Source organism: Brevundimonas sp. SL161 (assembly GCF_049896985.1).
Classification (GTDB): domain Bacteria; phylum Pseudomonadota; class Alphaproteobacteria; order Caulobacterales; family Caulobacteraceae; genus Brevundimonas.
Genome location: NZ_JAFCVJ010000004.1, coordinates 56,725 through 76,329 on the forward strand (window position 1 = coordinate 56,725; position 19,605 = coordinate 76,329).

At 68.7% G+C, this 19,605-nt stretch carries 19 protein-coding genes; 9 read left to right on the forward strand and 10 right to left on the reverse strand.

Annotation, left to right across the window (positions count from 1 at the left end; translation table 11 throughout):
* The first annotated feature begins 10 nt into the window (after nucleotides 1-10).
* From ACP7AU_RS05035 to ribF, 3 genes are read left to right on the forward strand one after another with little or no spacing between them, the layout of a single operon-like run.
* Nucleotides 11-880: a TIGR01459 family HAD-type hydrolase gene (locus tag ACP7AU_RS05035; RefSeq protein WP_426050711.1), complete on the forward strand. Its 870-nt coding sequence runs from the start codon at nucleotides 11-13 to the stop codon at nucleotides 878-880.
* Nucleotides 881-921: 41 nt separating this feature from the next.
* Nucleotides 922-1,374: a MaoC family dehydratase gene (locus tag ACP7AU_RS05040; protein ID WP_426050793.1), complete on the forward strand. Its 453-nt coding sequence runs from the start codon at nucleotides 922-924 to the stop codon at nucleotides 1,372-1,374.
* A gap of 13 nt (nucleotides 1,375-1,387) precedes the next feature.
* A complete protein-coding gene (ribF, locus tag ACP7AU_RS05045) occupies nucleotides 1,388-2,368 on the forward strand; it encodes a riboflavin biosynthesis protein RibF (RefSeq protein ID WP_426039238.1) in 981 nt (326 codons plus the stop codon).
* Here the strand turns inward: ribF and ACP7AU_RS05050 are convergent.
* Genes ACP7AU_RS05050 through ACP7AU_RS05060 form a run of 3 tightly spaced genes read right to left on the reverse strand, consistent with a single transcriptional unit; the run spans nucleotide 2,365 to nucleotide 3,961 of the window.
* Entirely contained in the window at nucleotides 2,365-2,838 is a 474-nt protein-coding gene (locus tag ACP7AU_RS05050) for a hypothetical protein (protein ID WP_426050712.1), read from the reverse strand. The genes ribF and ACP7AU_RS05050 overlap by 4 nt on opposite strands.
* 2 nt (nucleotides 2,839-2,840) lie before the next feature.
* A complete protein-coding gene (locus ACP7AU_RS05055) occupies nucleotides 2,841-3,404 on the reverse strand; it encodes a DUF3828 domain-containing protein (protein WP_426039236.1) in 564 nt (187 codons plus the stop codon).
* A gap of 14 nt (nucleotides 3,405-3,418) precedes the next feature.
* A complete protein-coding gene (locus ACP7AU_RS05060) occupies nucleotides 3,419-3,961 on the reverse strand; it encodes a DUF3828 domain-containing protein (RefSeq protein WP_426050713.1) in 543 nt (180 codons plus the stop codon).
* Nucleotides 3,962-4,199: 238 nt separating this feature from the next.
* On the opposite strand from ACP7AU_RS05060, the gene ileS reads away from it, so the two are divergent.
* Nucleotides 4,200-7,127 carry an isoleucine--tRNA ligase gene (gene ileS / locus ACP7AU_RS05065; RefSeq protein WP_426050714.1) on the forward strand — a complete coding sequence of 976 codons (2,928 nt, stop codon included), beginning with the start codon at nucleotides 4,200-4,202 and terminating at the stop codon, nucleotides 7,125-7,127.
* 366 nt (nucleotides 7,128-7,493) lie between these two features.
* On the opposite strand, the gene ACP7AU_RS05070 is transcribed toward ileS, so the two are convergent.
* Nucleotides 7,494-8,420: a hypothetical protein gene (locus tag ACP7AU_RS05070; protein WP_426050715.1), complete on the reverse strand. Its 927-nt coding sequence runs from the start codon at nucleotides 8,418-8,420 to the stop codon at nucleotides 7,494-7,496.
* 99 nt (nucleotides 8,421-8,519) lie between these two features.
* Between ACP7AU_RS05070 and ACP7AU_RS05075 the strand changes: the two genes are divergently transcribed.
* Genes ACP7AU_RS05075 through ACP7AU_RS05085 form a run of 3 tightly spaced genes read left to right on the forward strand, consistent with a single transcriptional unit; the run spans nucleotide 8,520 to nucleotide 11,812 of the window.
* Nucleotides 8,520-8,978: a RidA family protein gene (locus tag ACP7AU_RS05075; RefSeq protein ID WP_426039232.1), complete on the forward strand. Its 459-nt coding sequence runs from the start codon at nucleotides 8,520-8,522 to the stop codon at nucleotides 8,976-8,978.
* Complete coding sequence (locus ACP7AU_RS05080; RefSeq protein WP_426039231.1) at nucleotides 8,975-10,132, forward strand: GNAT family N-acetyltransferase; 1,158 nt, start codon at nucleotides 8,975-8,977, stop codon at nucleotides 10,130-10,132. Before ACP7AU_RS05075 ends, ACP7AU_RS05080 begins: the two co-directional genes overlap by 4 nt.
* Nucleotides 10,133-10,192: 60 nt before the next feature.
* Nucleotides 10,193-11,812, forward strand: a complete 1,620-nt coding sequence (locus ACP7AU_RS05085; protein WP_426050716.1) for a M20/M25/M40 family metallo-hydrolase — start codon at nucleotides 10,193-10,195, stop codon at nucleotides 11,810-11,812.
* Nucleotides 11,813-11,844: 32 nt separating this feature from the next.
* On the opposite strand, the gene ACP7AU_RS05090 is transcribed toward ACP7AU_RS05085, so the two are convergent.
* The 3 genes from ACP7AU_RS05090 to ACP7AU_RS05100 form a co-directional block, all read right to left on the reverse strand.
* Entirely contained in the window at nucleotides 11,845-12,453 is a 609-nt protein-coding gene (locus ACP7AU_RS05090; protein ID WP_426050717.1) for an ankyrin repeat domain-containing protein, read from the reverse strand.
* A gap of 32 nt (nucleotides 12,454-12,485) precedes the next feature.
* Nucleotides 12,486-13,067 (reverse strand): DUF4287 domain-containing protein, encoded by a 582-nt coding sequence (locus ACP7AU_RS05095; RefSeq protein WP_426050718.1) that lies wholly within the window; start codon nucleotides 13,065-13,067, stop codon nucleotides 12,486-12,488.
* Between the two features lie 62 nt (nucleotides 13,068-13,129).
* The gene (locus ACP7AU_RS05100; RefSeq protein ID WP_426039226.1) at nucleotides 13,130-13,480 is read right to left on the reverse strand and encodes a hypothetical protein; all 351 of its coding nucleotides are present in this window, start codon (nucleotides 13,478-13,480) and stop codon (nucleotides 13,130-13,132) included.
* 120 nt (nucleotides 13,481-13,600) lie between these two features.
* On the opposite strand from ACP7AU_RS05100, the gene mutL reads away from it, so the two are divergent.
* A complete protein-coding gene (gene mutL, locus ACP7AU_RS05105) occupies nucleotides 13,601-15,442 on the forward strand; it encodes a DNA mismatch repair endonuclease MutL (protein WP_426050719.1) in 1,842 nt (613 codons plus the stop codon).
* A gap of 272 nt (nucleotides 15,443-15,714) precedes the next feature.
* On the opposite strand, the gene ACP7AU_RS05110 is transcribed toward mutL, so the two are convergent.
* Together ACP7AU_RS05110 and rsmD are read right to left on the reverse strand one after the other, a co-directional pair.
* Nucleotides 15,715-16,506: a MerR family transcriptional regulator gene (locus ACP7AU_RS05110; RefSeq protein WP_426050720.1), complete on the reverse strand. Its 792-nt coding sequence runs from the start codon at nucleotides 16,504-16,506 to the stop codon at nucleotides 15,715-15,717.
* A gap of 34 nt (nucleotides 16,507-16,540) precedes the next feature.
* Nucleotides 16,541-17,107 (reverse strand): 16S rRNA (guanine(966)-N(2))-methyltransferase RsmD, encoded by a 567-nt coding sequence (gene rsmD, locus ACP7AU_RS05115; protein WP_426039223.1) that lies wholly within the window; start codon nucleotides 17,105-17,107, stop codon nucleotides 16,541-16,543.
* A gap of 45 nt (nucleotides 17,108-17,152) precedes the next feature.
* On the opposite strand from rsmD, the gene ACP7AU_RS05120 reads away from it, so the two are divergent.
* A complete protein-coding gene (locus ACP7AU_RS05120) occupies nucleotides 17,153-18,097 on the forward strand; it encodes a CPBP family intramembrane glutamic endopeptidase (protein ID WP_426050721.1) in 945 nt (314 codons plus the stop codon).
* Here ACP7AU_RS05120 and ACP7AU_RS05125 read toward each other — a convergent pair.
* Complete coding sequence (locus tag ACP7AU_RS05125) at nucleotides 18,074-19,594, reverse strand: pseudouridine synthase (RefSeq protein WP_426039221.1); 1,521 nt, start codon at nucleotides 19,592-19,594, stop codon at nucleotides 18,074-18,076. The two genes, ACP7AU_RS05120 and ACP7AU_RS05125, sit on opposite strands and share 24 nt — an antisense overlap.
* Between the last annotated feature and the right edge of the window lie 11 nt (nucleotides 19,595-19,605).

Here is a 19,605-nt window from a genome sequence, read left to right on the forward strand (position 1 = left end):
GTCACGCGCCATGACCCAGCCCCACGCCCTCCCCAGCCTCAGCGCCGTTGCCGCCGACTACGACATCCTGCTGTGCGACGTCTGGGGCGTGATCCACAACGGCCGCGAAAGCTGGCCCGAGGCCTGCGAGGCCCTGACGAAGTTCAATGAACACGGTGGCCACGTCGTGCTGATCTCCAACTCGCCGCGGCCGGCCTCCGACGTCATCGCCCAGCTCGACGACCTTGGCGTGCCCCGCGACAGCTGGAAGGCCTTCGTCACCTCGGGCGACGCCACCCGGATGGAGCTGGCCCGCCGCGCGCCCGGCCCGGCCCTGATCATCGGTCCGGCCCGCGACGATATCCTCTACGAAGGCCTGGACCTGCAGCGCGCGACCAGCGTCGCGGACGCCGCCTTCCTGTCGGTCACCGGCATGATCGACGACGAGACCGAGACGCCCCAGCACTATTTCGAACAGCTGTCCGAGGCCGCCGCCCGCGATCTGGAGCTGATCTGCGCCAACCCCGACCGCATCGTCCAGCGGGGCGACAGGATCATCTACTGCGGCGGCACCCTCGCCGATGTCTACGAATCGCTCGGCGGCCGGGTCACCATGGCCGGCAAGCCCTACGGCCCGATCTACGCCCTGTCCCTCGCCGAGGCGGAAAGCCTCATGGGTCGCCCGGTCGACCGCTCCCGCGTCCTCTGTATCGGCGACGGCGTCATCACCGACGTCCTCGGCGCCAACCAGCAGGCGCTCGACTGCCTGTTCATCGCCCAGGGCATCCACGGCGACGCCGCGCGCGGCGACGACGGCCTGATCGACCCGGTCCGCGCTCAGGGCCTGCTGACCGCCGAAACCGCCTACGCGCGCTACGCCGCCCTGGGCCTGAAGTGGTAGTTCTCGCCAAATCGGCGAAGCGCGTCTAACACCGCCACATGATTACCGGACCTCACCCCTCGGGCGGCTACATCTTCGAAGAACTCGAGCCCGGGATGGTGGCGGTCAAGGACGTGACCATCACAGAGGACCGTATCCAGCAGTTCGCCGAGGCCTCGGACGATTTCAACCCGGTCCACATGGACGAGGCGTTCGCGTCGAGGACGGCCTATCGCGGGCGGATCGCCCACGGCCTGCTCTCGGCCTCGTTCGGTTCGGCCGTCGTCGGCACCATTCTGCCCGGGGCCGGCGCCATCTACCTCAGCCAGTCTCTCGCCTTCCACAAGCCGGTCCGCATCGGCGACGTGGTGACCGCGAAGATCACCGTGGCCTCCGTCGATTCCGAATCGGCCCGCGTCATCCTGCGCACCGAAGGCTATGTCGGCGGCGAGATGATCATGGAGGGCGAGGCCACCGTGCGCGTTCCCCGCCGCCGCCGTCCCGCCAAGGCCTGATCGAGGCCAGGCCGTGCCCATCGACATCATCCGCGACTGGCGCGACCTGCCCGCTTCGCAGAGAGGCGCCGCCGCCGCGCTCGGCGCCTTCGATGGCGTCCATAGGGGCCATCAGGCCGTTATCGCCTCGGCCCGCATCGCGGCCGACCGCCTCGGCGCCCCCCTGGCCGTCGTCAGCTTCGACCCGCATCCGCGCCGCTGGTTCCAGCCGGACGCCGCCCCCTTCCGCCTGATGACGCCCGGCCAGATGGCCCGTGCGCTGGAGCCTCTGGGGGTGAGCCGCCTCTACCTCCTGCCCTTTGATGCCGGCATGGCCGCCATGTCAGACGAGGCCTTCGCCATCGACGTGCTCGCCGGCCTGCCTCAGGCAGCGCAAGGCGCCGCAGGCCGCAAGGATGGCCTGGGCCTGGCCCACGCCTCGGTCGGCTTCGACTTCACCTACGGCAAGGGCCGCACCGGTTCGCCCGATGCCCTGGCCCGCATCGGCCGCCAGTTGGGCTTCTCGGTCGCGGTCACCGAACGGATCGACGACATCGGCGGCCTGAAACTGTCGTCCAGCGCCGTACGCGAGGCCCTGAACGCCGGCGACATGGCCCGCGCCGCCGCGATCCTGAGCAGGCCCTTCGCCATCGAGGGCGAGGTCGTCCACGGCGACAAGCGCGGCCGCACCATCGGCGTCCCCACCGCCAACGTCCGCCTCGGCGACTACATGCGCCCTGCCTACGGGGTCTATGCCACCCGCACCCGCCTGCCCGACGGCCGCGTCATCGACGGCGTCGCCAACCTGGGCGTCCGCCCCATGTTCGAGATCGCCGAGCCCCTGCTCGAGGTCTGGCTGTTCGACTTCGCGGAGGACCTCTACGGCGAGACGGTCGAGACCGAACTCGTCGCCCTGATGCGCGGCGAAATGAATTTCGACGGCCTCGACGCTCTCAAGACCCAGATCGACGCGGATGCTGCGGCGGCGCGGACGGTGCTCGCCGCCAAGGCCTAGCGCGGGGCGTAGATCTCGCCGGTCCACACCTGTTGCGCGCCAGTCAGTTCATCTGCCGACACCGGATCACCGTAAACTGCAACAATTGGCCATCCGCGTGATGCCCGCTCCGTGGTCGCCATCAAGGCGTAGCCTTCGGCCCGAAGTATCGGATCGACGCGAGACGTATCGCCATCGAAAAGGGTCAGAACTGATCCCCGGCCGAAGACGTAGAGGGTGGTCAGCCTCTCCTGCCGCCCGTCGCCGTTCAGATCAATCCGACCGGAGCATTCCCTGTCGTCCGTTGTCGGTCTGGTTCCGGTCCCAGGCTTGAGGATGCAACCACCCGGGTCGAGCCGAACCCAGCCCGCCTGTTGCGCGGATACCGCCACGTCACGGACCAATCCCAGGCGCGAATGTGAAGCTCCGGTCGTTGCGCAGGCCTGCAGTGCGGCGGCGAAGATCAGGACGCTGCCCGGCGCCCTGCCCATCCTCACCCCGCCGCCTCGGCGACCGCCATCAACGTGTCGTGCAGCGAGTCCGTGCCGTCGATGATGTCGTCGACCTTCCAGTTCGGCCCTTCGCGGACCAGCTTGAGCTTGAGGGTCTTCTGTTCGCCCATGTTGGTGAAGGCGACATTGGCTTCGGCGGTGTTGGCGTCCGCCTGGGCGACCGCCGTGGCCGTGACAACGAAATCGCCCTGGTCCTGACAGGCGCAGAAGGGGTCGTAGTTCAGGGTCGGGACCTCGCCGTTCGCGGCCCGGAAATCGGCGCCGATCAGGGCGTTCATCGTGCGCGAGAACATCGGGTCCTGCCCCGGCGCCGGCTGCTCGCCTTGCGGCCCGCCGTTGACGTACTGGGCATAGATCGTCCGCACGAAGGCCTCGGGCCCCTCGCCCGCCGCTGCATAGACCTGGTCGCGCGACACCGGTCCAGTCGCAGCCGTTGCACCGGCCGTTGCGGAGGCCGACGCCGTCTCCGGCGCCATGGCCTCCTTGTCTTGAGAACAAGCCGCCAACGCCACGGCGGCGGCCGAAAGCATCATCACACTGCGCATCGTCAGTCTCCGTCTCATGCCGGCGGTTGCGTCCTGGCCTCGGCGATCCAGGCGTTCAGTTGCTGAACCAGCGGCTCACGCTCGAACTCATCGCCCATGTCCTGGTAGGTGATGTCGTCGATCCGCCACTGGCCGTCCTCCAGCACCAGCTTATAGGTCTTGTGATGCACGGCGTTGCCCGGCTCGGCGAAACCCTGGACCGAGACCACGTCGGCGGTGGTCGGACCGGTCGAGGTCGCCGTGGCCGACTGCAGCACCGGTGTCCCGTCCTGGCAGTCGCAGATCGGCTGGGCGTCGAAGAAACCCTGATCGCCTTCCTGCGTCAGTCGAACCGTTTCCGCCAGCAGCGCCCGCGTCCGCGCCGACCACATCGGGCTCTCTTCCACCATCTCCGCATTGTCCTCGGAGGCTTCGTACAGGCTGCGGATAAACACCTCTGGCGTCGTGGCGGCCTGAGTCGTCGCGACCATCGCGGGCGCGGCTTCCGCCTTCTCCGTCGGCTGGGTGCAGGCGGCCAGCGCCAGGCTGGCGGCGGTCAGCATCAGGATGGTGCGCATCGTGTTTCCTCCCCTTCGGCGCGTCATCGCGCCGTTCGAAAGCGACGTTACCGCAACCCCGCGCTTTTCCCAGCCCCCGCGCCCTGATAGGACGATGGCCCATGGACGCGCGCCGGATCATTCCGATCGAGATTAGCCGCCCGGCGTAGCGCCGACGGGGCCTCATCGCCCTCGCTTACGCCGGGACCTCCAGCCGAACTCACCCCGACGCCCAAAAGAATTGCTTGAGACCGACCTCATGGCCGACGACGCCCAGACTCCCAAATCCACCACCCGCGACTACCGCGAGACCGTCTTCCTGCCCGAGACGCCCTTCCCCATGCGCGGCGGCCTGCCCCAGAAGGAACCGCTGATCCTGGAACAGTGGGGCGACCTCTATTCGACCCTGCGCGCCCGGCGTCAGTCCGAAAACGCCCCGCTGTACGTGCTTCACGACGGCCCGCCCTACGCCAACGGCGACATCCACATCGGCCACGCCCTGAACAAGACGCTGAAGGACTTCGTGGTCCGTTCGCGCTTCCTGCTCGGCTACGACGTCGACTTCGTGCCCGGCTGGGACTGCCACGGCCTGCCGATCGAGTGGAAAATCGAGGAACAGTACCGCGCCAAGGGCCGCCGCAAGGACGAGGTCTCCAAGGCCGAGTTCCGCGCCGCCTGTCGCACCTACGCCGCCGGCTGGATCGAGGTTCAGAAGGCCCAGTTCCTGCGCCTCGGCATCACCGGCGACTTCGAGAACCGCTACGCCACGATGGACTATTCGGCCGAGGCCGCCATCGTGAAGGAATTCCACAAGTTCAAGAACTCGGGCCAACTCTATCGCGGCTCCAAGCCCGTCATGTGGTCGCCGGTCGAGCGCACGGCCCTGGCCGACGCCGAGATCGAATACCACGACCACGTCTCGCCCACGATCTGGGTCAAGTTCCCGGTCATCGCCGCGACCGACGACCACCCCGACGACCTGCTGGCCTTCCGCCACCAGACGCCGTCGATCGTCATCTGGACCACCACGCCCTGGACCATCCCGGCCAACCGGGCGATCAGCTACGGCCCCGAGATCGCCTATGGCCTGTATGAGGTCCAGTCGATGGAGACGGGCCTGGAGTTCGAGCCCTGGGCCAAGCCGGGCGACCGTCTGATCCTGGCCGACAAGCTGGCCGAAGAGGTCTTCAAGGCCGCGAAGATCGCGACCTGGACGCGTCTGGACGACATCAACCCGTCCGGCCTCGTCTGCGCCCACCCGCTGGCGGAGCTCGACGACGGCTACCGGTTCAACGTGCCACTGCTCGACGGCGACCACGTCACCGACGACGCGGGCACCGGCTTCGTCCATACGGCGCCCGGCCACGGCGCCGACGACTTCGAGGTCTGGAAGGCCCACGGCCATCACGAAGTGCCCGACACCGTCGATCCCGACGGCGCCTACTACCCGTCCGTCCCCCTGTTCGCGGGCCTCAAGGTGCTCGAGACCGAGGGCAAGAAGACCGGCAAGTTCGGCAGCGCCAACCCCGCCGTCATGGACAGGCTGATCGAGGCCGGAACCCTGCTGGCGCGCGGCCGTCTCGAACACTCCTACCCCCACTCCTGGCGCTCCAAGGCCCCGGTCATCTTCCGCAACACGCCCCAGTGGTTCATCCGCATGGACCAGGCGCTGGACCACGCCGACGGGGCGACCCTGCGCGAGACGGCGCTCGCCTCCATCGACCAGACCGACTTCCACCCGGCCGCCGGCAAGAACCGCATCCGCTCGATGGTCGAGGGTCGCCCCGACTGGCTGGTCAGCCGCCAGCGCGCCTGGGGCACGCCTCTGGCCATGTTCGTCGACAAGCACACGGGCAAGCCCCTGCATGATCCCGAGGTCGACGCCCGCATCGTCGCCGCGATCGAGGAAGGCGGCGCCGATGCCTGGTACACCCGCCCCGATAGCGACTTCCTCGGCCTGCACGACCCGGCCAACTACGAGAAGATCGAGGACATCCTCGACGTCTGGTTCGATTCCGGCTGCACCCATGCCTTCGCGCTGGAGACCCGCGACCCGGCCCACGGCTACGTCGGCGACCGCCCCAGCCACTGGCCGGCTAACCTCTATCTCGAGGGCTCGGACCAGCATCGCGGCTGGTTCCAGTCCAACCTGCTCGAAGGCTCCGGCACCCGCGGCCGCGCCCCCTATGACGCCGTGCTCACCCACGGCTTCACCCAGGACGAGAACGGGGAGAAGATGTCCAAGTCCAGGGGCAACACCACCGACCCCGCTGTCATCATCAAGGAATCCGGCGCCGACATCCTGCGCCTGTGGGTCGCCCTGGTGGACTATGCCGAGGACCAGCGGATCGGGAAGCAGATCCTCCAGACCACGGTCGACGCCTATCGCAAGCTCAGGAACACGGTCCGCTACCTGCTGGGCGCCCTGGCCGATTTCGACGAGGCCGAGCGCGTCGACTACGCCGACATGCCGCCCCTGGAACGGTTCGTCCTGCACCGGCTGTGGGAGCTCGACCTCCAGGTGCGCGGCGCCTACGAGACCTACCGTTTCCAGGACGTCGTCCGTCCGGTGCTGGAGTTCTGCGCCGGCGACCTCTCGGCCCTGTATTTCGACATCCGCAAGGACAGCCTCTACTGCGACCGCCCCGACGCGATCCGTCGTCGCGCGGCGCGCACGGTGATGCACGAGGTCTTCGTGCGCCTGACTGCATGGCTCGCCCCGCTGACCCCCTTCACCATGGAAGAGGCCTGGACCACGCTTTATCCGGACGCGGGGACGAACTGCGCCCGCGTGATCCCGCAGACGCCGGATCAGTGGCGGAACCCGGAAGAAGCGGCGCGCTGGGCTTCGGTGCAGTCGGTGCTGGAGGTCGTCAATGACGCTCTCGAGGGCGCTCGTCGCGAGAAGACGATCGGCGGGGCGCTCGATGCCTGGCCGACAGTCACCGGGCCGGCCGGCGCCTTTGCGGCCTTTGCGGACCTGGACGCCGCCGAGGTGTTCCGCACCTCAGGCGCCGAATTGGCGGAAGGCGGCGACACCATCACCGTCTTCATCGCGCTGGCCGACTACCCCAAATGCGCCCGCTCCTGGCGCCGCGTCCCCGACGTCGGCTCCGACCCGCAATACCCCGACATCTCCGCCCGTGACGCCGACGCGGTGCGGTGGTGGGACAGCAATCACGGCTGACGCTTCCCTCTTCCGGCGGGAGAGGGATTGAGCACACGGCGGCGCAAGCCGTCGTCCTTGTGCGAAAGGGTGAGGGGTTGGCGCCAACCGGTGAGGGCACGCCCCTCATCTTTTCGGCTGACGCATCGCTGCGCTCTGCGAGCCTCAAGCCCTCTCCCACCGGGAAAGGGATCGGCGTCCCATACCGATCAACGGACGCCCGAATTCGCCGAACGAATTCAACGCCCGGCTCTAACGAAAGGCCTTTTACCCATCACGGTCTGAAACGGCCGTAAACTGTCTCGCTCATTCAAGGAGGCGCACAGCAAAATCCACCCCGCGCGACTCTGTCGACTCTGTCGAGTCTATTCTGGAGTCGCGCAGCCTTCAGGCCGCCTCGGCCATCTCCATCGCGGCCTTGCGCTGTTCCGCCCACGGAATCAGCGTCGATTTCGGCCAGGCCACCAGCCACGAGCTCGGCGTGTATTCGCCGCTCTCGATCAGCGCCTTGCGCGTCGGCGAGGACGCGCTGGCCCGTTCCGAATGGATCGGCGCCGGGCCCTGGTGGATGATGAAGGCCCCGCCCTTGAGGGGGTTCAGCCTCAGATAGGCCAGTCGCGGGCTGATGGTCTCCAGCGGCGGATCGTAGAACCAGCTGGACCCGATCATCCCGGCCAGCTCGGGCCGTGTCTTGCAGATCGCCGCGGCCGTCGCCCACGCCCGGTCCCAGCCGGCCTCGTTGAAATCGGCCAGCTGGCGGCTTTCGGTGTGGACCTCCAGCCAGGGCTTCTTCCAGCCCTGGGCCCGCACATAGGAAACCAGCTGCGACCAGCCATGGCCCTCGCGCCCGTTTCGCACCACCTGCCCCGGCCCCATGGGCGACGACAGGTCGATGGTCTGGGTCAGGGCCCCGGGCACGCTCAGGACCAGGGCCATGCGCACGTCCTTGGCCCAGTGGTCCGGGTCATAGGCCGCATTCGTATCGGCGGCCGCCGTGAGGAACTGGGCCATCTTGTCCATCCAGTAGGGATAGAGCTCCATGACCTCGCCCGGCAGCGCCGCCTGTTTCGCCCGCCCCGGCAGTTCCAGCGCCCAGGTCGCGACCAGGGCCCGGCGCATCGCGTCCGTGGCGCCTTCGCCCAGGGCCTTGTCGGCGGCATGTGCCGGCAGGTCGAAATTCCAGTGGGGCGCGGCGGTGACCGCCGGGTCCACGGCTTCGACCGAGGCGATATCGACCCGCGTCCGCTCTTCGGCGGTCAGTCGGGCCCGGATGGCCTTGAAGGCCTCGATCAGGGTTTGGGTCAGCGTTTCCATCACCCGATACTGGCACACGCCGGTTGGCGAAGACTTAAAGGCTGGCGAGGCGTCGCACCGCCGCGCTAAACCCCGCGCAACACCTATATGGAGCCCAAGATGTCCATCAACGCCCGCCTCGCCGAACTCGGTATCGCCCTGCCTCAGCCCGCTGCGGCGGTGGCCAACTACGTCCCGTTCGTGCGGACCGGAAATCTGGTCCATATCTCGGGCCAGTTGTCGAACGACGCCTCGGGCGGACTCAAGGGCACGGTGGGCGAGGACGTCACCCCGGACCAGGCCAACGCCGGCGCCCGCCTCTGCGGCATCAACCTTCTGGCCCAGCTGAACGCCGCGCTCGACGGCGACCTCGACCGCGTCGTCCGCGTCGTCAAGCTCGGCGGCTTCGTTCAGGCCGGCCCCGGTTTCACCGCCATCCCGGCCGTCATCAACGGCTGCTCGGACCTGATGGTCGAGGTGTTCGGCGACGCCGGCCGTCACGCCCGCTCAGCCGTCGGCGTCTACCAGCTGCCCCTCGGCTTCGCCGTCGAGGTGGACGCCATCGTCGAGGTGCGGTGAGCCCGCAGCCCGAGTTCACGCTCCAGGTCCATGACAGCCTCGCGGCCATCGGTCGCGAGGCGTGGGACGCCTGCGCCGCCCCGACCGGCGATCCCTTCGTCTCGTTCGACTTTCTGAACGCCTGCGAAGCCTCCGGCAGCGCCGTCGCCAGTCAAGGCTGGGGCCCGCGTCACCTGACCCTGATGGGGCCCGATGACACTGTCCTCGGCTGTATGCCCCTCTATCTGAAAGGCCACAGCCAGGGCGAATACGTCTTCGACCACGCCTGGGCCGACGCCTACCAGCGCGCCGGCGGCCGCTACTATCCCAAGCTGCTGGGAGCGGTGCCGTTCACCCCCGCCACCGGCCCCCGCTTCCTGCACGCTCCGGGTACGGACGAGGCGACTGTCCGCGCCGCCCTGATCCAGGGCGCCCTGACCCTGACCGAGCGGCTGGGCGTCTCGTCCCTGCATGTGAACTTCCCGACACAGCCCGAATGGTCGGCCATGGGCGAGGCCGGGATGCTGCGTCGCCAGGACATGCAGTTCATCTGGAGGAACGAGGGCTACCAGACCTTCGACGACTTCCTCGCCGCCCTGTCCTCCAACCGCCGCAAGACCATCCGCCGCGAGCGCCGCGACGCCCGGGCCGGCCTCGACATCCGCGTCCTGACCGGCGCCGACCTCACGGAGGCCCACTGGGACGCCTTCTTCGACTTCTACCAGGACACGGGCGAGCGTAAATGGGGCCGCCCCTATCTGACGCGCGCCTTCTTCTCGATGATCGGGGAAACGATGGCCGAGCGCATCGCCCTGGTCATGGCCTTCCGCGACGGCGCGCCCATCGCCGGCGCCCTGAACTTCATCGGCCGCGACGCCCTGTACGGCCGCCAGTGGGGGGCGCTGGAAGAGGTCCCCTTCCTGCATTTCGAGCTCTGCTACTATCAGGCCATCGAGTTCGCGATCGCCCACGGCCTCTCCCGCGTCGAGGCGGGCGCCCAGGGCGAGCACAAGATGGCGCGCGGCTACCTGCCCTCCCCCGTCTATTCCGCCCACTATATCGCCGACCCTGCCCTGCGCGGTCCCGTGGCCCAGTATCTCGTGCAGGAAAGCGCGGGGGTGGAGGCCGAGATCGCGGCGATGACGGCGGAATACTCGCCCTATCGGACGGCCTGATTGCCACGGGTCGCCTTGGCTGCTCATATTCCCGAAACCTCGATTTCTCCCGGAGCGCCCATGTCCCGTCTGCTGATCCTCTTGGCCTCGGCCGCCCTCGCTACTCCGCTCGCCGCCGCTCCGGCCTCGGCCCAGTCCGTCGATCGCGTCGCCGTCAACGGCATCCTCGACCAGGGGCTGAATCACTCGCAGGTCATGCAGACCGCCGCCCATCTGACCGACAACATCGGCGGCCGCCTGACCAACTCGCCGGCCATGCGCGAGGCCGAGACCTGGACCCAGCAGCAGTTCCGCGACTGGGGCCTGTCCAACGTCCGCACCGAGGGCTTCGAGTTCGGCCGCGGCTGGTCGATCGTGCGCTCCAGCGCCCGGATGACCGAGCCGCGCGTCATCGACCTGCGCGCCATCCCCATCGCCTGGACGCCCGGCACCAATGGAACGATCAGCGCCGGTGTCGTCGTCGCCCCGATGACCAGGGTCGCCGACTTCGAGCGCTTCCGGGGTCAGCTGCGCGGCAAGATCGTCATGGTCACCCAGCCCAACACCGGTTCGGAGCCCGCCGAGGCGCCCTTCCGCCGCCTGACCGACGAACAGCTCCGCAGCGGCAACGTCTATGTCCAGCCCCAGTATTCCCCTGCCGCCATCGAACGTCAGCTGGACGCCCCGAACTTCGCCGTCGCCCTGGACGACTTCCTCGCCGGGGAAGGCGCCCTCGCCCTGGTCCGCATGTCCGCCCGCGACGGCGGTCTGCTGCACGGGACCGGCTCGGGCTTCCGCGTCGGCCAGACGCCCAGGGTTCCCGGCATGGAACTGGCCGCCGAGGACTATCGCCGCCTCGCCCGCCTCGCCCGGACCGACACCCCGCCGACGCTGGAGCTGATGAGCGAGGTCGAGTTCCACGATGAGGACGTCAACGCCTACAACGTCCTGGCCGATATTCCGGGTACGGACCGCTCCGGTGAATACGTCATGGCGGGCGCCCACCTCGACAGCTGGGTCGCCTCCGACGGCGCCAGCGACAACGCCGCCGGCAGCGCCGTGGTCATGGAGGCCGCCCGGATCCTGATGCAGCTCGGCGTCCGTCCGAAACGCACCATCCGCTTCGCCCTGTGGAACGGAGAGGAGCAGGGCCTGTGGGGCTCTCTGGCCTATGTCGATCAGCATCTGGCGACGCGCGCCCCCTCAACCGACCCAAGGCTGGCCGGTCAACCGAACAACCGCACCTGGCGCAACCGTTGGCCGATCCAGCCGCGCGAGGGCCATGGCGACCTGACCGCCTATTTCAACATCGACAACGGATCGGGACGGATCCGCGGCATCAATGCCGAGGGTAATGTCGCCGCCGCGCCCATCTTCCAGGAATGGCTGGCCCCGTTTGCCAGCCTGGGCGCCTCCACCGTCTCCCTGCGCACCTCGGGCGGCACCGACCACGTCTACATGCAGAGCGTCGGCATCCCGGGCTACCAATTCATCCAGGACCCGCTCGACTACGACAGCCGCATCCACCACACCTCGGTCGACAGCTACGACCACCTGAAGCCGGACGACCTGCGTCAGGCGGCGGTCATCCTGGCCAGCTTCCTCCTGAACGCCGCCAACCGCGACCAGCCCCTGCCCCGGATGCCGGTCCCTACCCAGCCGACGCCGAGCGATCCGTTCGAATACCTGCCGGCGGAGTGATCTTCAGCGAGGCGGAGGCTCCGGCTTCCGCCTCAGCCCAGCATCCGAATGATCTCGGCCTGTTGCGCCTTCATGACCGGCGCGCCGCTCCCGCCCCGACCTGTGGCCTTGATCGCCAGCATCATAGGCGTCGAGCCCTTCCCGTTCCGGCGCAGGGGGTCAGCTCCCATCGCCAACAGCGCCTCGACGGCTGCGGCGCAGCGCTTCCTGACAGCCCGGTGCAGCGGCGTGACCCCGGACTTGTCGATCGCGTCGGGATCGGCCCCTGAGGACACCAGGCTGGCGATCACCGCTGCCTGCGCCGCCGGGTTCCAGCTATCCGACCCGGGCATTCCGTCCGCCGCATAGTGCAGGGGTTGCGCGCCACGCCGGTTGGCGGCCGCGACGTCGGCGCCGAACCCGATCAGCTGGCGCACGATCCCTACCTGATACGCCGCTGCCGCGATGTGGAACGCCATATCCCCGGCATAAACATGGTGCTGGATTTCCGGCAGAAAGACATCCGCCTCCCCTCGCGACGCGCCCTTAGTCACCACCGCTCGCGAGATCGCGGGACAGGCGGCGAGGATCTCGTCCACCGTCATCGTGTCCGCCGCGACGATCGCCTTCAGCAGGCCCCAGAGTGGCTCGTCTTCAGTCATGTCCGGATCGGTCCCGCCTGCCTGCGCCCAAGCTAGCCCCGCTCGGCCGCAGCCGCGAACAGTCGTGCAATCTCGCCGTCCACCGCTGCGGGATCGTCCAGCTCGACCGTGGCGCTCAGCCGTTCGGACCAGCTTTCCTTGCGCGCCGCGGGCGACAGCCGCGCCGAGGCTTCCGGTTCCAGCTTCAACCCTAGCACGGCCTGCCCGCCCTTCAGCGGTCGCACGGCCGCGAACTGTACGGCGCGACTGAACGCGGTGTAGCCCTTCCGTTGGCCGGAAATGACGCCCTGAACTCCGGAGGCGACAGCCTCGACGGCCTCGAGGATGGCCAGAGACCCGGCCTCCTTCCACAGGGCCGCACGCAGTTCCGCCGGCTCATCCCAGCCCGGCTGCGCGGCGGGATTGAAGGCGTCCAGGATGTATGAGGCGTGGTTCTGGCCCACGCCGTATTCGGCTTTCAGCCAGGCCTGCCGGGCCTTGGGCGCGGTCTCCGGGCAGGTCTTCATGATCTCGACCCAGGCCTCCAGCGACCGGCCGCTCCGGGTCTCGAAATTCGCCTTCACCGTGGCGAACCATTTCGCCTGACGCTCGGTCAGCTGGGGTCCGGGCTTCATCCGCTCATCCCGCAATTGGAAACGGCCGGGACTTTCGCCCCGGCCGCCGCCGAAAGTCAGTTTCAGCCGCCGTCGTTGAGGTTCAGCGACTCACCGTTGATGGCGCAGAAGTCGACGCCCATGACGATCAGATCGGGGGTGTCGTCATCGAACACGACTTTGATGTCGTATTCGCAGTCTTCAAGGCCGTCATCGATGGTGACCTGTACGCTGTCGCCGCTGCCGACGACCTGGTCGCCCAGGATGTCTTCTTCCCAGTCGTTGGTCGACGGGATGGAGATGAACAGTTGGACGACGACTTCGCTGGTGCCGTTGTTCAGGGTGAAGTCCAGCGGGCCGGTCTGGGCCGAGGCGCTGGAGGCGACGAAGGTGAAGGCAAGCGCAGCGGCCGCCGACAGGAGTTTGATGGTCATGAACAGGTCTCCCCAGGCCCGACGCGGACCCTGGCGCCTATGGCTACACCGGTTTTCGCAGCGAGCAAGCCACGCAATCTGACGACCTCGCGCGCATTCGGCGCTAGGATCGCGAATCCCATGCCCATCCGCCGCCTCCCGCCCGAGACCGTCAATCGCATCGCCGCCGGCGAGGTGGTCGAACGGCCGTCCAGCGCCATCAAGGAGCTGGTCGAGAACGCCCTCGACGCCGGGGCGACCCGGATCGAGATCCAGGCCGACGGCGGCGGCCTGTCGCGCATCCTGATCGCCGACGACGGCCATGGCATGGCCCCGGGCCAGCTGGCCCTCGCCGTCGAACGCCATGCGACGTCGAAGCTGGAGCCTGACGACGCGGGCGACGTCGACCTGTTGCGTATCTCGACCCTGGGCTTCCGGGGCGAGGCCCTGCCGTCGATCGGCTCGGTCGCCCGCCTGACCATCACCAGCCGCGCGAAAGACGGCGACGCCCACCAGATCACGGTCGAGGGCGGCGACCAGCGTCCGGTCGCCCCCGCCGGCTTCCCCGGCCCCCACGGCGCCCGGGTCGAGGTCCGCGACCTGTTCTACGCCACCCCGGCCCGGCTGAAGTTCATGAAGTCCGAGCGGTCGGAGGCCATGGCCATCTTTGAGGAGATCAAGCGCCAGGCCATGGCGCATGAGACCGTCGCTTTCACCCTCGACCTCGACGGCCGGACCACGCTGAGGCTGCCCGCCGAACACCCCGGTGACGAAGGCCGGCTGAAACGTCTCGCCGCCCTGCTGGGCCGTGACTTCGAGGCCAATGCCCTGCTGATCGACCAGTCGCGCGAGGGCATACGGCTGTCGGGCTATGCCGGCCTGCCGACCTATTCGCGCGGCAACGGCGGGCACCAGTATCTGTTCGTCAACGGCCGCCCGGTGCGCGACCGGCTGCTGCAGGGGGCCTTGCGGGGCGCCTATGCCGACTTCCTCGCCCGCGACCGACATCCGGCGGCGGTGCTGTTCCTCGAGATCGACCCGCTGTTCGTCGATGTGAACGTCCACCCGGCCAAGGCCGAGGTCCGGTTTCGCGACCCGGCCATGGTGCGCGGCCTGATCGTCGGCGCCTTGCGTCACGCCCTGCATGCCGCCGGCCACCGCGCCTCGACGACCGTCGCCGACAATGTGCTGGCCGGGTTCACGGCGCACACGGGCCCGGCCTGGAGTCCCTCGTCTCCAACCGCCCGGGGCTTCAGCGGCTGGACCGGCTGGGATCGGCCCGTGGCCGCCAATCAGGACATCCCGGGCCTGTCGGAGATGACCGTCCGCGTCGAGGCCCCGCCCGCCGACTTCCAGCACTGGCCCGAACAGTCCGGCGCGCCCAACCCCGCCGACCCGATCGACCAGCCGCTGGGGGCCGCCCGGGCCCAGGTCCATGGGACCTATATCGTCGCCCAGACCCGCGACGGCATCGTCGTGGTCGACCAGCACGCGGCCCACGAACGGCTCGTCTACGAACGGATGAAGACCCAGATGGCCGAGGGCTCGGTCATCCGCCAGGCCCTGCTGACGCCCGAGGTTGTGGAGCTGGACCCCGCCGAGGCCGACCGCGTCATCGCCCGCGCCGACGAACTGGCCCAGCTCGGCCTGATCGTCGAACCCTTCGGCGGCGGGGCGGTGCTGGTGCGCGAGACCCCGGCCCTGCTCGGCGACACAGACGTCCAGGGCCTGATCCGCGACATCGCCGACGACCTGGCCGAACACGGCGCGGCCCTGGCTCTGTCGGAACGGCTCGGCGAGGTCTGCGGGACCATGGCCTGCCACGGTTCGGTGCGCGCCGGCCGCGTCCTGTCGGCGCCCGAGATGAACGCCCTGCTCCGCCAGATGGAGGCCACGCCCCACTCCGGTCAGTGCAACCACGGCCGCCCGACCTATGTGGAGCTGAAGCTCAACGACCTTGAGAAGTTGTTCGGAAGACGTTGAAAACGCTTGTACGGCCCTCGGCGGCCGGGGAACTGGACTCTAAAAAACACCGTCCAAAGAGTCCAATGAGTCCATTCGCCCCGGCGACTCTGTCTGCGTGGGAGTTCTCGATCCTTTACGGGCTGCAGTTCACGACACACCGGTATGGGGGCGTTTCTGAGGGTGGTTGATAAAAGGCCTCTCGTTAGAGCCGGGCCTTGATTTCAAGGGTGAATTCGGACGATCCGTTGATGGGTATGGGGCACTGACCCTCTCCCCTTGCGGGAGAGGGACTAGACCAGATTGCGCTTCCCGTAGCCCGCCATCGCCTCGGCCATCCATTCCGCGAGGCCCGGTCGAGCCGCATCATACAACGCCTTGAACTCCGCGTTCTCGACATACAGCCGCCCCAGACCGGCATAGGCCTCCGCCGTCGGCGACGTCTTCCAGCTCTTGGTTACCCAGGCATGATGCCGGGCCAGCAGCGGATCCAGCGCCGGATCGTCGGCCGCCGTCCCCTGCCCCATCGCCAGGGCGAAATCGTCCCGTAACGCCATCGACTCGGCCCGCCAGTCCTCACGCTGGTCCGCCGACATGGCCGCCATCGCTTCGCGACCCATCTCGATCCGTTCGCGCGCCGGTTCGCCGTATTTCTCGATCAGCCAGGCCTCGTATTCGGCCTGTTTCTGCGGGCTGAAGCCCTCGTACAGTTGCTTGTCCATGATCGTCGTTCGTCCTTCCAGTTCGGCGATCGTGCGGTCGATCGTCCGGGCCAGACGGCGATAGCGGTCCGCTTCCTGTTCCAGCCGCGACCGCTGCTCGCGCAGCGCCGTCAGCCGGTCGGGGTCCTCGGCGTCCAGCAGGGCCGGAATGTCGCTGAGCGCGACCCCGAACTCCCGATGGATCAGGATCTGCTGCAGGCGCAGCAGTTCCGTTCGCCCATAGTAGCGGTATCCGTTCTCGCCGACCGTCGCGGGCTTCAGCAATCCGATGTCGTCATAGTGGTGCAGCGTCCGGACCGAGGTCCCGGACAGCTTCGCCAGCTGGCTGACGGTATGGATCGTGTGGCGCGCGTCGTTCCGCATGGACAGACCTATGGGGCCTCACGCGGCGTGAGGGTCAAGCGCTCCGTCTGAGAAACAGCACCCGCGCGGCGCCGTAGTCGCGCGCGTCCAGCCTGTCGTAGCCGGGCGTGTCGATGTCCGGCTCGTCCGAGCCGCGCTCGAACACCACGATGGCGCCGGGTTTCAGCCAGTCGCCGTCCAACAGCCGTTGCAGCGACTGCTCGCCCAGCCCCTTGCCGTAGGGCGGGTCGAGGAAGGCGAAGTCGAAGGCCTCGCCGTCCGATCCCGGCCGCACGCCCATCTCGACGGCGCTGCGCCGATGCACGCGCGTCGCGCCCATGATGCCGTAGGCGTCGGCGTTCTCGCGGATGGCCCCGCGCGCCTCGTCGTCGATCTCCACGAAGACGCAGAAGCCCGCGCCCCGGCTCATCGCCTCGAAGCCCAAGGCCCCCGATCCGGCAAACAGGTCCATGACCCGCGCACCCTGCAGCGGCTCGGCCCATGATGCATGCTCCAGGACGTTGAACACGGCCTGACGCGCGCGATCGGAGGTCGGGCGCGTGCCCTGTCCCTCAGGCGCCACGATGGCGCGACCTTTGAGCTTTCCGGCGACGATCCTCATGGCCTCCCTCTGGACCGAAACCGCGACGCAATGCAACGGTAAGTCATGTCCCCGTATGAAGCGCTCGTCCGTGCCGTTCCCCTCGCGCGCCGGTCGCCGATGATCACCGGCTTCGAACCGCAACGGCCCTGGCTCAAGCTGGGCGGCCTCATCGCCCTGGCGATGCTGCTGATGGTCGTCGTCACGATCGTCCTGGCCATCATCGTCCGCATCATTCCCGGGGCGACCGATCAACTAGGCCTGTCCGGGCCCCTGCCGGAGACGCCCCTCCGGCTGATCGGCGAGAGCGTGAGCACCCTGCTGCTGGCGGCGATACTGGGCAGTCTGGCCGTGGCCATTCTCGCCGCGGCGTCCATGATCTACCTGCGTCCACTGGCGGACTTCCTGTGGCCCGGCCGCAGGTTCAATGCCGGGGATCTCGGCGTCGGCTTCCTGGCGATGGCCTGTGTCAGCGTGATCCTGTTCCCCTTCTATCTGGTGATGGGCGCACAATGGACCCCGCCGCTTCTCAGCCCGACCTATGCCGACTGGACACGGCCGGTCTTCGTCGTAGCCAGCATCGTCGGCCTGCTCGGCGCGGCGGCGGCGGAGGAGGTCGTCTGTCGCGGCGTCCTGCTGCGTCTCACGACCCAGCTGACGCGGCATCCCGTCGTCCTGTGCCTGATCAACGGCCTGCTGTTCTCGGCCCTGCATCTCGACCCCGATCCCGTGGCCTATGTCGCGCGGGCCTTGTCCGGCGCGATCTGGACCTGGGCCGCGATTCGGCTGGGCGGGCTGGAATTCGCCATCGGCGCCCACCTGGCCAACAACCTGATGATCTGCCTGTTCTGGCAGCCCCTCTCCGCGAGCGAGGTGGGACGCGATTCGGACTGGATCGAGCTGGCGCCGGAGGTCTTCGTGGCCATCGTCATGCTGGTCGTCATAGAGCGGTTGGCCGACGGACCTCGCGACTGGCGACTGGCGCGATTAGCCCCGCGAGGGGCCGCGTGATCCGCCGGGCTTGCCGCCCGTAGGACGAGGACCACCCGGGCCAGAGCGAGGCCCGCTGGAACGCGGCGCGCCGGCGCCGTCGCGCGGCTTGAAGTCGCGTTTGGGCTTATCCCCGTCGCGAGCCCAGGTCGCCGATTTCGGACCGATGATCTTGTCCTCGCGCGGCTTGAACACCCGGGCGGGCCGTTCGCCGCCCGCAGCGCCCTCTTCGCGAGGCTGCCACGGCTTCTTGATCGAGGGACCGCGCGGATTGGGCGCGCCGGCCTTGGCCCAGCCGGCCTTCTTCGGCGGCCGGTTGGCGCGTTCGACGCCTTGGACATGGGCGGTCTCGGCGGCGCGCACGCGGCTGGGCTTGCGCGACGGGTCCGACATGGCCGAGCCCGAGACGCCCGCCACCTTCGGCGTGCTCGTGCGGCGACCCGGCACGGGCGCGGGCGTGGCGACGGTGTTGCCCTCGGGCAGATTGTCGGGGCGGATGTGTTCGCCCAGCAGTTCGCGGATCACGCGGGGGCCGATCTCCTCGACCGAGCCGGTCGCCAGCGTCCCCAGCTGGAAGGGCCCATAAGCCAGCCGGATCAGCCGGTTGACGGTCAGGCCGACCGATTCCAGCACCTTGCGGACTTCGCGGTTCTTGCCCTCGGCGATCTGGACGCTGATCCACAGGTTGGCGGCCTGCGAGCCGTCCTCCTTGGTCGTGGCCTTGTCGATGGTCGCCTCGACCGGGCCGTAGCGGACGCCGTCGACGGTGACCCCGTCCTTCAGCCTGTCGAGCTCGGCCTGGGTGATCCGACCCCGCGCCCGCGCCCGGTACTGACGCACCAGCGCCGTCTCCGGCAGCTCCAGGGCGCGCGACAGCTCGCCGTCGTTCGTCAGCAGCAGCAGGCCTTCGGTGTTGATGTCCAGACGCCCGACCGAGATCACCCGCGGCAGGCCGCTGGGCAGGGCGTCGAACACCGTCGGCCGCCCTTGCGGATCGTTGTGCGAGGTCAGCAGGCCGACCGGCTTGTTGTAGCGCCAGACCCGCGTGGCCTGGGCCGCCGCGATCGGCTTGCCGTCCACGGTGATGACGTCGTCGCGCGTCACCAGGGTCGCCGGAGTGTCAAGGATGCGGCCGTTGACCGCTACCTTGCCCAGGCCGATCAGCCGCTCGACCTCGCGGCGCGAGGCGATGCCGGCGCGCGCCATGGCCTTGGCGATCCGCTCGCTGCGTTTCGGCTCGACCGGCGCGGTATCCTTGCCTGGCTTGCCGCCCGGCTTGCCACCGGCGCGCGGGCCCTTCGGCTTCGGTTCCGGGCGTGCGCCCTTGTCCGGCGCATAGGCGCGTCCGCTGCCCGAGCTCCGTCCGCCTTCAGGGGCCTTGGTGCTGGACTGGAACAGGGCGGCGGAGGCCGAGCCGGGGCGCGCGGAGCCGCTTTTCGGGCGGTCGCCGGGCTTATGCGCCCTCGGGGCTTGACTGGGCCGGGGCTTCTTGTCGTTGTCGTCTGTATGGCGGGCCATGATGAGCGGTT